This window comes from Paenibacillus sp. LS-5 (genome assembly GCF_056121505.1).
This window is the reverse complement of sequence record NZ_JBWAVA010000013.1, coordinates 1-13,604: the sequence shown is the minus strand read 5'-3', so window position 1 is coordinate 13,604 and position 13,604 is coordinate 1. Positions and strand designations below refer to the sequence as shown.

General features: G+C 52.1%; 15 protein-coding genes. 2 read left to right on the top strand and 13 right to left on the bottom strand.

The window, feature by feature from the left end; translation table 11 throughout:
- Nucleotides 1-370: 370 nt before the first annotated feature.
- The 10 genes from AC0MA3_RS18180 to AC0MA3_RS18135 form a co-directional block, all read right to left on the bottom strand.
- The gene (locus AC0MA3_RS18180; protein ID WP_474657227.1) at nt 371-1,702 is read right to left on the bottom strand and encodes a pyrimidine-nucleoside phosphorylase; all 1,332 of its coding nucleotides are present in this window, start codon (nt 1,700-1,702) and stop codon (nt 371-373) included.
- On the bottom strand, nt 1,702-2,565 hold the full coding sequence (locus AC0MA3_RS18175; RefSeq protein ID WP_474657226.1) for a purine-nucleoside phosphorylase: 864 nt from the start codon (nt 2,563-2,565) through the stop codon (nt 1,702-1,704). The genes AC0MA3_RS18180 and AC0MA3_RS18175 overlap by 1 nt, the downstream gene beginning before the upstream one ends.
- Before the next feature lie 64 nt (nt 2,566-2,629).
- A complete protein-coding gene (locus tag AC0MA3_RS18170) occupies nt 2,630-3,454 on the bottom strand; it encodes a purine-nucleoside phosphorylase (RefSeq protein WP_474657225.1) in 825 nt (274 codons plus the stop codon).
- 33 nt (nt 3,455-3,487) lie between these two features.
- A complete protein-coding gene (deoB, locus tag AC0MA3_RS18165) occupies nt 3,488-4,666 on the bottom strand; it encodes a phosphopentomutase (protein WP_474657298.1) in 1,179 nt (392 codons plus the stop codon).
- A gap of 183 nt (nt 4,667-4,849) precedes the next feature.
- Nucleotides 4,850-5,743 (bottom strand): site-specific tyrosine recombinase XerD, encoded by an 894-nt coding sequence (gene xerD / locus AC0MA3_RS18160; protein ID WP_474657224.1) that lies wholly within the window; start codon nt 5,741-5,743, stop codon nt 4,850-4,852.
- A gap of 155 nt (nt 5,744-5,898) precedes the next feature.
- Nucleotides 5,899-6,132, bottom strand: coding sequence for a DUF4227 family protein (locus AC0MA3_RS18155; protein ID WP_379162067.1), 234 nt, complete (start codon nt 6,130-6,132; stop codon nt 5,899-5,901).
- Nucleotides 6,133-6,301: 169 nt separating this feature from the next.
- Nucleotides 6,302-6,769, bottom strand: a complete 468-nt coding sequence (fur, locus tag AC0MA3_RS18150) for a ferric iron uptake transcriptional regulator (RefSeq protein WP_379162065.1) — start codon at nt 6,767-6,769, stop codon at nt 6,302-6,304.
- A 129-nt stretch (nt 6,770-6,898) separates the two neighbouring features.
- Entirely contained in the window at nt 6,899-7,531 is a 633-nt protein-coding gene (gene spoIIM, locus AC0MA3_RS18145; protein WP_474657223.1) for a stage II sporulation protein M, read from the bottom strand.
- A gap of 166 nt (nt 7,532-7,697) precedes the next feature.
- A complete protein-coding gene (locus AC0MA3_RS18140) occupies nt 7,698-8,891 on the bottom strand; it encodes an endonuclease Q family protein (protein ID WP_474657222.1) in 1,194 nt (397 codons plus the stop codon).
- A complete protein-coding gene (locus tag AC0MA3_RS18135) occupies nt 8,882-9,454 on the bottom strand; it encodes an NUDIX hydrolase (protein WP_474657221.1) in 573 nt (190 codons plus the stop codon). The genes AC0MA3_RS18140 and AC0MA3_RS18135 overlap by 10 nt, the downstream gene beginning before the upstream one ends.
- A gap of 77 nt (nt 9,455-9,531) precedes the next feature.
- Between AC0MA3_RS18135 and AC0MA3_RS18130 the strand changes: the two genes are divergently transcribed.
- Nucleotides 9,532-9,708, top strand: coding sequence for a hypothetical protein (locus tag AC0MA3_RS18130; protein ID WP_474657220.1), 177 nt, complete (start codon nt 9,532-9,534; stop codon nt 9,706-9,708).
- A 122-nt stretch (nt 9,709-9,830) separates the two neighbouring features.
- On the opposite strand, the gene AC0MA3_RS18125 is transcribed toward AC0MA3_RS18130, so the two are convergent.
- Entirely contained in the window at nt 9,831-10,958 is a 1,128-nt protein-coding gene (locus AC0MA3_RS18125) for a M20/M25/M40 family metallo-hydrolase (protein ID WP_474657219.1), read from the bottom strand.
- Nucleotides 10,959-11,054: 96 nt separating this feature from the next.
- On the opposite strand from AC0MA3_RS18125, the gene prli42 reads away from it, so the two are divergent.
- Nucleotides 11,055-11,156 (top strand): stressosome-associated protein Prli42, encoded by a 102-nt coding sequence (gene prli42 / locus AC0MA3_RS18120; RefSeq protein WP_143186211.1) that lies wholly within the window; start codon nt 11,055-11,057, stop codon nt 11,154-11,156.
- 79 nt (nt 11,157-11,235) lie between these two features.
- On the opposite strand, the gene lipB is transcribed toward prli42, so the two are convergent.
- Entirely contained in the window at nt 11,236-11,958 is a 723-nt protein-coding gene (gene lipB / locus AC0MA3_RS18115; protein WP_474657218.1) for a lipoyl(octanoyl) transferase LipB, read from the bottom strand.
- Nucleotides 11,959-12,011: 53 nt separating this feature from the next.
- Nucleotides 12,012-13,448: a dihydrolipoamide acetyltransferase family protein gene (locus AC0MA3_RS18110; RefSeq protein WP_474657217.1), complete on the bottom strand. Its 1,437-nt coding sequence runs from the start codon at nt 13,446-13,448 to the stop codon at nt 12,012-12,014.
- Nucleotides 13,449-13,604: the final 156 nt, after the last annotated feature.

Sequence of the window (13,604 nt, the reverse complement as noted above, 5' to 3'; positions counted from 1 at the left end):
TTAGATTCTTACGGGTGCAAACGGACGGAAGAGTTCTATAGTGCGAATTGTTGTACGAAGTGCAGGATTTTTATAACTTTGGCCTTCTCAGGTGGCCCTTTGTTGTACAAACTGCAAGATTTTCGCCATTTATGTGAGCTCGGCACAAACATTGTTGTACAGCGTGCAAGATTCACACCATTTCAGATTGTTAGAGCGAGTATTGTTGCATAATGTGCAGTATCTCCAATGGTTAACGGATTAGGGGGGCTTCACCTTTCGAGGAGCCGGTTCCATACATCCATGCAAAAAAAGCCGTACGAAGTTTTCATTCGTACGGCTTTAATCGCTCATATAGGATTCTGCTATTAGGGTTACAATCCAACTCTAATCAATACCGGGTTACCCCATCCTTGGTAACCAAGGCGAACACCAGCGGCTGCGGGGGTACGGGCGCGGCGGAAATCAGGTAAGCTTCCAGCACCTTGGCTTCCGCTTCCTGCACCTTGTTCGCTCCGGCGTCGTTCACATGCAGCACGGCGAGCGTTTCACCTGCCGCTACAGCATCGCCGACTTTCTTGGACAGCTGGATTCCTACCGCCAGATCGATAACCGATTCCTTTGTTTCGCGTCCGGCACCAAGCAGCATGGCTGCGATGCCGATTTGCTCCGCTTGGATGCTCTCCACGTAACCAGTAGTTTTTGCCTTCACTTCGATGAAGGTCCGTGCGGACGGCAGAGTATCAGGCGACTCCACCTGGGTAACGTCTCCGCCCTGGGCCAGGGCGATCTGCTTGAACTTGGCCAGTGCACTACCATCCTCAATATGGGACTTCAGGATCGCACGTGCTTCGGTCTCATCCTTCGCTTTTCCCCCAAGAACAAGCATCTGGCTTCCAAGAATCAGGCAGACTTCTTCCAGATCCTTAGGACCATGCCCTTTCAGGGTTTCAATGCCTTCTTTGATTTCAAGTGCATTGCCGATGCCGTAACCCAGAGGCTGGTCCATGTCGCTGATGACCGCTACCGTGTTGCGCCCCAGATGCGTTCCAATATCGACCATCGCCTGGGCAAGAGCGATGGAATCATCAAGCGTCTTCATGAACGCCCCGCTGCCGGTTTTGACATCGAGTACGATGGCATCCGCGCCAGCGGCGATCTTTTTACTCATGACGGAACTCGCGATCAACGGAATGGATTCCACCGTCGCAGTCACATCACGCAGCGCATACAGTTTCTTGTCCGCAGGGGTGATATTACCCGACTGACCGATGACAGCCGCACCGATCTCGCCAACCTGGGTGAAGAACCGTTCCCGGTCCATTTCCACAGAGAAGCCGCTGATCGACTCCAGCTTGTCCAGTGTGCCACCGGTATGCCCCAGACCTCGGCCGGACATTTTGGCTACCGGTACTCCTGCGGAGGCTACAAGAGGAGCAAGCACCACAGTTGTTTTATCGCCTACCCCGCCTGTGGAATGCTTGTCTACCTTAATGCCCGCAATCGGACTAAGGTCAACCTGATCACCCGACATAGCCATTTCCAGGGTGAGATCACCGGTTTCACGAGCATTCATCCCCTGGAAGTAGACGGCCATCGCCCAAGCAGAGATTTGATAATCCGGAATCTCGCCTTTGCTGTAACCCTGGATCAGATAAGCGATTTCTTCACGACTCAATTCTCCACCGTCTCGTTTCTTCTGAATCAGATCCACTGCGCGCATTATACCTGCACCTCACGTACAAAAGCCCGAACCAGTCCAATAAATTTCGGCTTCGTCAGATTAGCTACCTTCACAACCTGCTCATGGGTCAGCGGCTCCAGCTCATCCCCAATGGCCATATCTGTAATACAAGTAATGCCGAGTACCCGAAGCTTGCTGTGGCTGGCAACGATCACTTCCGGCACAGTGGACATCCCGACGGCATCTCCGCCGAGGTAGGCAAGCATTTTCAGCTCAGCCGGTGTTTCGTAGGTAGGACCGCTAATTCCGGCATATACACCTTCCTGCAGCACCAGTGCTTCGCCGTCCACACCTTTGACTTCAGCGGACAGCTTTTTGGCCAGAGCTATATATTCGGGATCATAGGCACGGGACATATCCGGGAATCGCACGCCCAGCTCGGGATCATTGGGTCCGATCAGCGGGTTGTCGCCAGTCATGTTCAGATGGTCACTGATCAGCATCAGATCTCCGGCCTTGAATGAACGGTTCATTCCGCCGCCCGCATTGGTAATCACCAGAGTACCTACACCCAGCTTGGCCATTACATATACCGGCAGGACAACCTTCCGCATGGAATAACCTTCGTAGTAGTGGAAACGGCCTTGCATAATTATAACGCCTTTGCCTTCCAGCTTTCCGATGACGAAACGTCCGGCATGACCTTCCACCGTCGAACGCGGAAAGTGTGGGATCTCCTCGTAAGGCAAGTACACGGCATCCTCAATCTGATCGCCCAGATCGCCAAGACCCGAACCCAGAATCAGACCTATCTTTGGAGCATAGGCACCCAATTTGGATTGAATATACTCAGCGGCTTCTTTGACCTGCATGCCGTAAGGAGTATTTGCGTGTTGTGTCATATGTGTAACGTCCTCCCATTATCGATTGTGTATTGTGTAAGGTCCGTCCAACTGAGGTTTCAGCCTACATCTTCGGAATAAACGCCAGAACCAGCTTCAAAAAGTGCTCGCGCACACGGTCCGCTGTCTCCATAACCTCCGCATGGTTCAGCGGCTGATCCAGAATGCCTGCGGCCATGTTGGTAATGCAGGAAATGCCCAGCACTTCTATGCCGGCATGACGGGCAACGATCGTCTCCGAAACGGTAGACATCCCGACTGCATCCGCACCCTGGCGGCGCAGCATCACGATTTCAGCCGGTGTTTCATAATTCGGTCCAAGCAGCCCGGCATAGACGCCTTCCCTGAATTCAAAACCCTGTGCTGCAGCAGCTTCTCTGGCCACTGCTATCAGACGGGGGCTGTAGGCTGTAGACATATCCGGGAACCGTACACCCAGCGCATTATCATTAGGACCAGTCAGCGGATTGCGTCCGGTCAGGTTCAGATGATCGGTGATCAGCATCAGATCTCCTGGTTTGAAGCCCGTGTTCACACCTCCGGCGGCATTGGTTACCAGCAGGCTGGCAACACCCAGCTCCTTCATCACACGAACAGGAAAGGCCGTTGTTTCCGGACCATAGCCCTCATACATGTGAAAGCGGCCCTTCATCATGACCACACGGCGTCCTTCGATCATACCGATCAGCAGTTCACCCTCATGCCCTTCCACCGTTGACACCGGAAAATGGGGAATTTCATGATAGGGAATGACCACCTCATCAGTGATCAGATCCGCCAGCACGCCAAGACCGGAACCGAGGATCAGACCGATCTCCGGGGCAACCGGACATTTATCTTTGATATAGATCGCGGCTTCCTGAATATTAATCTGGGTTACTGCGTGCATATGTTATTTTGCCTCCTAAAGAGTGTGTGAGGATTATTTCAATTCCGCCAAAAAGCTTGTCCCGTACTGTGGGGCTTTCGCCCCAAAGTTGTCGGCAATCGTCGCTGCCACATCCGAAAAGGTCTGGCGGATACCCAGGCTGCCCGGATTCTTAAACCGCGGGCTGTAGACCAGCAGCGGCACATATTCACGCGTATGATCGGTTCCGCTGTGGACCGGATCATTCCCGTGGTCTGCCGAGATGATCAAAAGGTCGTCTTCTGTTAACGTGGAGAGCAGCTCCGGCAGCGCCTGGTCAAATACCTCCAGGGCATGTCCATATCCCTCGGGATCACGCCGGTGGCCGTACAGGGAGTCGAAGTCTACCAGATTCGTGAACAGAAAGCCGTCAAATGGCTTGCGCAGTTCCGCAATCGTAATTTCAATACCATGCTCATTGCTTTTGGTCGGATAGGAGGCCGTAACCCCTTCACCCGTAAAAATATCATTAATCTTACCGACAGCAATCACGTCTTTGCCGATATCCTGCAGCGTGTTCATAATAGTTGGCTCCGGTGGCTTCACTGCGTAGTCGTGACGGTTCGGCGTGCGTACGAAATTCCCCGGTTCGCCCACATACGGGCGGGCGATGACGCGCCCTACCGAGAATTCTGGAGCCATCGTCAGCTCACGGGCAATAGCACAGGCACTATATAGCTCTTCCAGCGGGATAATACCCTCATGTGCGGCAAGCTGGAATACACTGTCTGCGGATGTATATACAATCCAGGCGCCAGTCTTCATCTGCTCCTCACCGTACTCCACCAGGATTTCGGTGCCTGAAGCCGGTTTGTTGCCAATCACTTTTCGGCCGGTAGCGGCTTCAAACTTCTCGATCAGTTCAGCCGGGAACCCGTCAGGGTAAGTATTGAAGGGAATCTCAATTTTGAGTCCCATCAGCTCCCAGTGGCCAGTCATCGTATCTTTGCCAACCGAAACCTCCTGCATTTTACCGTAATATCCGGTTGGGGCAGCTACAGGTTCCAGCGGCGGCAGAGGTGCGATATTCGCAAGACCGAGCTGCTGCAGGTTAGGGAGCTTAAGACCCGGCACCCGTTCCAGAATATGACCCAGCGTATGGGCCCCTTTATCTCCAAAACTCTCGGCATCCGGCGCTTCACCGATACCTACACTATCCAGTACAATAAATCCGATTCGTTTAAATGAGGACATTGCCGTCTTCACTCCTTTAGTAGTATGCATTTCTCCGGGACGCTGATCTTTCATAAGAGTTCCACCAGGTGGAGCCATAGTTTTCAGTATGATTCCATCATAGCGATCTTACTCACAAAAAGCACCTTTTGCCGGCAGTCCCTTAATTCTGGTAGTTACACCTTCAGATAGGGTACTTCTTGGTTACCTAGCCCGCGGATGATGGCTCTCATAGACTTCCTTCATATTCTTGCGGGCAATCCCGCTATAAATCTGTGTGGTCGAAATATCAGAATGTCCAAGCATCTGCTGAACGGAACGCAGATCAGCCCCACCTTCCAGCAGGTGTGCCGCAAAAGAATGCCTTAAGGTATGCGGTGTAATGTCCTGCTCTATTTGGGCCTCGCGGGCGTATTTTTTAATGATTTTCCAGAATCCCTGACGGGTCAGCCTTCCTCCCAGACTGTTCAGGAACAAGGCGGGCTCATCCGAATTGCCGCGCAGGAGCTTGTCCCGCATGCCGCCAGTGTACTGGGCTACACATTCAGCAGCCATCGCCCCCATAGGAATGATCCTCTCCTTGCCGGAAGAACCGGTGCAGCGCACATACTTCATTTCTGTATGAACATCCTCTACATTCAGCGAGATCAGCTCGGACACACGGATTCCTGTAGCATAGAGTAACTCCAGCATCGCCTTATCGCGTTTGCCAGGGGGGGTATCATCACCAGGTGCATCCAGCAACCGCTCCATCTCTTCCACACTCAATATCATCGGCGGCTTGTTGCTTGGCTTGATTTTGTCCATATCCAGCGTCGGGTCCTGCCCGATCATACGCTTCTTCAGTAAATAATGAAAAAAAGCCCGGAGTGACACCGTATTCCGGTTCACCGTTGCGGCTGCACGCCCTGCTCCCCGTTGTTCCGCCAGGTAGAGCATAATATGTGATCTTTTGATCTCATCAGGCGAGGCTATGCCCCGTTCTTCCGCAAATTCCATAAACTGTGAAATATCCCGTCCGTAGGACTCAAGTGTGCTTGGCGACAAGCCTTTGTCTTCGGACAAATACTGCATAAACGGCTGCAAATGTGACTTCATCAATCCACGCTCCTGTCTAACTCAGGCTGCTCTTCACGATTCTGCAGCATTCTAGGCATAAGGCTTACGGCAGGCTTATAAGGGCAGGCCCTGTCCGGTCCCACCCTTGTCTTTTTCGACAGACTCTCAGCTATTTCCTGCTTATGAAGTAGTGCTCACTCCCCATACCAGTAATAAAACCGCAATCTCTCCCCCGCGCCAAGCGCTTCGGGACTGTGCGGAACCTCCTGAAATGCCCGGACAGCCGTGCCTTCGGGAATTTCATTATATTCATAAGGGTTGATCCAACTGCTGATCCAGTTCAAAGCATAATAGGCAAGGCAGCTCATGGCTACCAGCAGCGTCATAAAATACAAACGGCGCATGGTCTTGGGTACAGAGACAATCATCAGGACTCCTCCTAAAAGTTATATGAAGCAAATTAGCCCCACCGACTCGTCCTACACTGTATGCGCCGCTGACTTCTATTATGTATGAAGCTTCTGTAAATCATTTAAAAAGCCCCCTCCGGTACATCGTACCGGTGAGAGCTTATGTGGTAAATCCTCATCTATAAGCTTATTCGGAAGGGCTGCTGTCCGTGTTGTTCTTGTCCTTGCAGCGGTAGCAGATTCCGTGAAAATCAAGTCTATGATCAAGCACGGTAAAATTATATTCATTCTCCAGCCGCTCTTCCAGCGGTCCGAGCCAATCTTCGCGGATCTCATCCATCGTTCCACACTGCACGCAGATCAGATGGTGGTGGTGATGCTTCGCTGTATCCGTACGCAGATCGTAACGGGCAACGCCATCGCCAAAATTAATCTTCTCCACGACATGAAGCTCGCTTAGCAGCTCCAAGGTACGATAGACAGTGGCGAGACCAATCTCAGGGGCCTTCTCTTTAACCAGCATGAACACATCTTCTGCGCTTAAGTGGTCTTCCTCATTCTCCAGCAGTACTCTTAAAGTCGCTTCCCGTTGGGGTGTGAGCTTGTATCCTTGGGATTGTAGTTGTTGCTTAATCTTATCTATCCGGGCTTCCATTGTCTGCCTCCCCCTTGGAAAATTACCGCACCGGGCTTCAAATCACTTCTTCCATTATAGGGGGAGTCGGTTTGAGAAGTCAAACGCTTTTGGAACAGAGTGATCCGACGAAGAAGCCGATAATCCCTGTTATCCTTTGGGAACCAGCATAGGTGTAACCCAGCGCATCATTGATGGGGTGACCCAGGCTTCGAAGCCGGACACGCCCAGCACCAGAACTGCCAGTCCGAGGGAGAGCAGTGTGTACATAGCGAATGGCCGGGTTACCGGAGAACGCCGCTGGCCCAGCACCCGGCTGCGGATCATCAGCAGGGAAAATGCAATCGCTGCCGCGCTGCCAACAAGCAGCACCGGAATCAGCACGAGATTATGCGGCGCAACCGAGACCAGCGCGAACAGCATTCCGTGCCAGGAATATTCGCTGACCAGGCAGCCAACGGTGAATCCGATCAGTACGCCTTTGAGAAAATCAAGGATCAGTATGCCGGGCAGTCCGATCACAGACAATCCGAGAATCCAGATCAGACCGATCCATTTCAGATTCAGCGCGGCAATATCCCAGTAAGAATCCGGAGCCGCAGGAAGCCCGTGTTGATCAACGGTGACGAAGAAATTCCCCAGATAGTCCCCAAGCTCCTGCTGCTGATCCAGCGTTAGTGCACTCACAATCAAAGCCCCGAAAACGACCCCAACCAAAAACAATACCGCGACAAAAATATAAAGAGGCGCCTGTTCCTTCATCATCAGCCGTAGACTACGCATCGGGACGTTCTCCTTTCCGGTCATATGTTACACCATATGAGGAAACGTCCCGCTCTATGACTTGTCCTTGAAGGCTGAGGGACTACTTTCAGCCGCATGTACACGTTGAAATCAATAAAGCTGTCTCATCAGCAGTTAGTGTACTCTGCTGTGACAGCCTTCGCCGTTAGCTTTTCACTACCTTGCCGTAAGTCCCCCCGCCGCCGGACGACAGCTCCAGCGTGCCGGAACGGGCTTTCACAATCTGCGCGGCCAATTCCGCTCCGGCTACAGCGGCCAATTCCGCCTCACCGGCAGTATGCAGAATCCTCATCTCAGTACCAAAAGCCTGCAGCAATAGCTCCAGCTTGCGCTTGCCTAGCCCCGGAATAAACTCCAAGGGCACCTGATAATGGTATGGCGGCCGATGTAAAGGAATCACAGGCTCCTTGCGGTCAGCTATGGCCAGAATCCGGTCTAATACGCCCTGGACCAATTTTTGGCTTCCGCAATACGGACAACGCTCCAAGGTCGCATATGCCTCGTCTACAATGCTGCCACAGCCCGCACAATAAGTGCGGTGGTACTTGCCAAGCCGCGGATTCAATCCATAGTTAGCGCTGACCCTGCGCCCTTCCTGACGTGCCAGCGCGAGCCGCAGCTCAGCGAAAGAGGGCTTTTCCATTTCGATCACATTATACTCGCGGCCGATTTTACCAAGTGAGTGGGCATCAGAATTGGTCAGGAAGGTGTAAGGGTCAAGCTCGGAAATATAACCCGCCATTTCGGAATCGGCGCTTAGCCCAAGCTCCACCGCAGCGATCCTGTCCAGATCAAACAGCTCGGCCATCCGTTCAGCGGCACACCCGTACAGTCCTTTGTGTGGGGTGAAAATATGTGCCGGAATGAGTATCCCGCCCCGTCCGCAGATTTCATCCTGCAGCTCCCGGGCCGGCACATATAGCCGCTGAGAGCTTAGATTGATGTTACGCATATGCTTGCTCATCCAGCTGCTGAATTCTTCCATCGCCGCAAGGTCTGGCAGGAAGGCGAGGACATGGCACTCTTTTCGCCCGGGCTCACGAATTTCGATTTCCGTTCCCAGCACAATCGTCGTCCCCTGGTAGGCAATTCCGCCTCCATCCGCTTCGCTCATCTCGCCGGAAGTAAGCAGTGTGCGGATATCCGCCTGAACTCCTGGCGCATGACTGTCAATAATGCCGATCAGTTCCATGCCTTTGCGCTGCGCGGCCTCTTTGGCGATATTGGCAAAAGTAAGGCTGCTGCTGCCGCTGATTTTAACAGCGTGCCCTTCAGAGGTCCGCCCGATATGCACATGGAGGTCACAATAAAAGCTCTGTAGCTTAGCTTCTAATGCCATTGGCCTGTAAGTGTAAATAAGTGCCAGGCGTAGACAGCCATCATCGTCTTGGCGTCGGCAATGCGCCCGTCCGCGATGTATTGATACGCTTCCTCCAGAGTCAGCTCCGAAACCTCCAGGAACTCGTCTTCATCCAGAGCCATATCTCCCGGCTGGGCATTGTCGGTGACATACAAGTGGATGATCTCATCTGCAAAACCGGGTGAAGTATAGAACGACTTCAGCAGCTTTAGCTTTCCGCTGTGAAAACCCGTTTCTTCCTGAAGCTCGCGTCCGGCTGCAGCCAGGGGATCTTCGCCTTTATCCAGCTTGCCTGCAGGAATTTCCACTTCGGTGCGGTGCATAGGCTGACGATACTGCTCAACCACAAGCATTTTGCCCTTGTTCAGTGCCAGCACAGCTACAGCCCCCGGATGCTTCACAACCTCACGTGTGGCGGTATTGCCATCAGGCAGCTTAACGGTATCCACCTGGAGCGTAATGATTTTACCTTCAAAAATCGGTTGTGTGGACAGGGTTTCTTCATCCAGAGCGGGATTGCGGTTGATTTCATCTTTTTTCATAGGTTAATGGTCTCCTTTGGCTTCAATATGCATAGGGTGTATTATAGCAAACTTACGAGGAAAGAAGGAATGCAGGCATGAATGATATCCTTGTCCGTACAAGCTCATCCGCCGTCACAATGGTAGGCAGACCCGAGCATATTAAGGCTGTGATCGCCAGGTGGATGAAGCAATATGGACGTGATATGCCTCTGGCTTATATCCTGATGCTGCATTCCGAAGGACAGAAAAACAATGTGAACAAGGCCGGTTAATCTTTCTTGCATACTTCCCTGGTGTTCGACCAGGCGAGTAAACATAAGGAGCTGTTCCCGGGGAAGACCGGAGACAGCTCCTTCATGTATTTACTGCTGAATCCTAGCCGCTCGTGACTGGTTTATCCCTGTACACTTTCCTTGACTATAGCCACAACGAGTTCAGCTACCTTAACGATATCCGCGGCTTTGATCCGTTCTTTGGTGGTATGAATATGCTCATAGCCTACGGCCAGATTTACTGTTGGAACCTTCAGCCCATTGAATACGTTGGCATCGCTGCCGCCGCCGGACGCGAACAATCTCGGGGTCAGCCCAAGCGAGGTAATCGCACGTTCCGCCAGCTTCACCACAGGATCATGCTCATTGAAGCTGAACGCCGGATAAATGATTTCACTGCGGAACTCACTTTCCGCACCGTATTCACGGGCCGTAGTCTCCAGCGCTTCACGCATGGAAGCAATCTGCCGCTCTACTTTTTCCTGTACAATACTGCGCGCTTCCGCATCCAGCTGCACATGGTCACAGACCACATTCGTCGGACCGCCTCCGGCAAATTTGCCGATATTCGCTGTCGTCTCATTGTCGATGCGTCCAAGCTTCATCGCGGATATGGCTTTGCTGGCGACTTGAATCGCGCTGATTCCATCCTCCGGATTCACTCCGGCATGAGCGGATCTGCCAAAAATCTGCATAGTCACTTTAGCCTGGGTCGGCGCAGCCACAGCTATAGCTCCCACTTCACCGTTGGAATCCAGCGCAAACCCGAACTCGGCATCCAGATGGCTCGGGTCCATATTCCGGGCACCCAATAGTCCTGATTCTTCACCTGCAGTGATGACAAACTGAATCTGTCCATGGGCCAGATTGTCCTCCTGAATTACGCGAATGGCTTCGAACAGAGCGGCGAGTCCAGCCTTGTCATCCGAGCCAAGTATCGTGCTGCCGTCACTGGTAATCCAGCCGTCTGCGCCCAGGGTAGGCTGAATATTTTGACCGGGAACTACGGTATCCATATGGCAGGTGAACAGCATCTTCGGTGCTGAAACCCCCTCTACAGCTGGCCAAGTTACGAACAAATTGCCCGCTCCATGACCTGTACGTTCCTTGGAATCATCTTCAATGACGGTAAGGCCTAGGGCGCTGAATTTATCTTTGAGGACATCGGCAATCTGCCGTTCATTTCCTGTTTCACTATCTACACGGACAAGCTCCATGAATTCCTGAATCAAGCGTTCTTGTGAGATCATCGGACTTCCCTCTCTTTCACGGATACGTTACAATAGTAGTATTGTGCTGAACATTCCATATGCTTTTAACTTAAACTAATTTCAAAGGAGTCACTCATGCAACGTCAAAAATGGTTCCGCATCGTTATCTATGTTATGTTGATCGCCATGATCGCATCTACTGTGCTCTTCGTTCTAGAGCCTTTCCTGGCTGGTTAAGTCCCGCCTTAGCCCCGTTAATAATAGCGTCCGGATATCCGGGCGCTATTTGACTTAAATGTACCTGTGAATCTTCAGCTTAATCGGTCAGCAGCGATTCCGGCTGTATTACAGCACCAGACGTTTCATAAGGAAAATGCTTCAGGAAATAAGGAATCAGTTCCCCGGCTACTTCTTCTAGCTCAAAGGTTCGTCCTGTACATTCCTCCAGCGAAGTGACCCCGTATTCGGCAATCCCGCACGGAATAATGCCCTGAAAGCCCTGTTCTCCAATCCCTGCAGAGATGTTGAAAGCAAAACCGTGGCTGGTGATAAAACCTTTGCGGAATTTGCTCTTATTGAACTTTACCCCAATGGCACAGATCTTCTCATCACCAACCCACACACCGGTATATTCCGGTTTGCGGCTGCCTTCAATCCCGTAATCAGCCAAATAATCAATAATTACAGACTCCAGACGGCGCAGATAACCGTGCAAATCCACCTTGCCATCCACCCCAAGCTTCAGCAGAGGATACCCGACCAGTTGGCCGGGACCATGATATGTAATATCTCCTCCCCGGTCGATTTCAAACAGCGAAATACCTTTTTGCTTAAGCTGCTCGGCACTGAGGAGAAGATGTTCAGGATGGTGCTGGGAGCCGATGGTATACGTAGGCGGATGTTGCAAAAGAATGAGCCGCTCCGGCCCTGTTCCGGCATCAATCGCCTGAACAGCCTCTTTCTGCAGATTCCAGGCGGCCCCGTATTCCATCAGCGGGAGATATGAAACATCCAGTAAGCTTAAATCCTTGCTGCTCATACGCTCAGGTCCCCTTTGTACTACAGTCTCCTGTTACTGGGTAATACCATTAGTTAATACAGCTTCGAGTCTGGTGTATAACCTTCCACATTATCCTTGACACGCTGCAGGAAACGTCCGCAAATGACACCGTCCAGAATCCGGTGGTCCAGCGACAGACAGATATTGGCCATAGAACGCACTGCAATCATATCGTTGATCACTACAGGCTTTTTGACGATAGATTCAAAGGTGAGAATAGCTGCCTGCGGATAGTTAATGATCGGATAAGACAGAATAGAGCCGAATGATCCGGTATTGTTGACGGTAAAGGTGCCGCCCTGCATATCCTCCAGGCGCAGCTTGCCTTCACGGGTCTTCAAGGCCAGTTCGTCGATTTCTCGGGCAAGCCCGGCAACATTCTTCTGATCCGCCTTTTTGATGACCGGTGTCATCACTGAATCCTCGGTACCTACAGCCAGCGAGATGTTGATGTCGCGTTTGACGATAATTTTATCAACCGCCCAGACCGAGTTCATGATCGGATAATCCTTAATGGCACTAACCACAGCCTTCATTAGAAAAGCCAGATAAGTCAGGTTAATACCTTCCTTGCGCTTGAACTCATCCTTCAGCTTGTTGCGCAGCACCACCAGATTGGTTACATCGACTTCGATCATCGTCCAGGCATGCGGAATCTCGGAGACACTCTGACGCATTCTTGTCGCAATCGTATTGCGGATTGGGGTTACATCGATCAGATACTCCGAACTGCTGCCCCGTCCACCCTCTACTTCAATTGTAGGAATACGCGGTGTTTCACTAAGATGAAGCCCGGAATGGCGGACCGGCTCCGGGGCTTCCTGCATGTCGTCGTTATAAACCTGTGGCACAGGCTGTTGTGCACCTTCAGGTGCATGCTGCCCCACAGAAGCTGCTGCAGCCGGTAAGCCGGTAGCTGATGCGCCGCCGTTATCAAGGAACGTGAGCACGTCCTTGCGCGTAATGCGGCCGCCAAGGCCGGTCCCCGGCACAGCCGTGAGATCAATGCCATGCTCTGCGGCGAGAGTCTGCACGGCCGGGGAATACCGGGAGCGCATCGGTGCGGATGCATCTATGGCAACGGCAGGGACAGATGACCTGTTCGCTGCCGGAGCTTGTTTGGGTGCGGCAGGACGGGACGCAGCTTGTGCTTGCGGCGCAGCGCTCACAGAAGGAGCCGCCGCTGGAGCCGCCGGCGCACTTGACGCGGCTGGCGCTGCTACGGCTATGCGCGCAATTACCTCGCCTACGCTCACGGTCTGTCCTTCTTCAGCAAGCAGCTCCACCAGCGTACCATCCACGGTAGCAGGCAGCTCCGCATTGACTTTATCCGTAATCAGATCACAGAGCGGTTCGTACTGCTCGATGGGATCCCCAGGCTGCTTCAACCATTTACCGATCGTCGCCGACACCAGCGACTCCGCCAGCTGCGGCATAATCACATCGGTCAGCTTTGTGTTGTCAGACATAATGTCACTCCTTAAAGTTTTGTAAGCATTTGCTTACAGATATTACTTCGTACAAAACTTACTTCGGAAGCATAAACTTAGTTTTGTAAGCATTTGCTTACAGATATTACTTCGTACAAAACTTACTTCGGAAGCATAAACTTAGTTTTGTAAGCA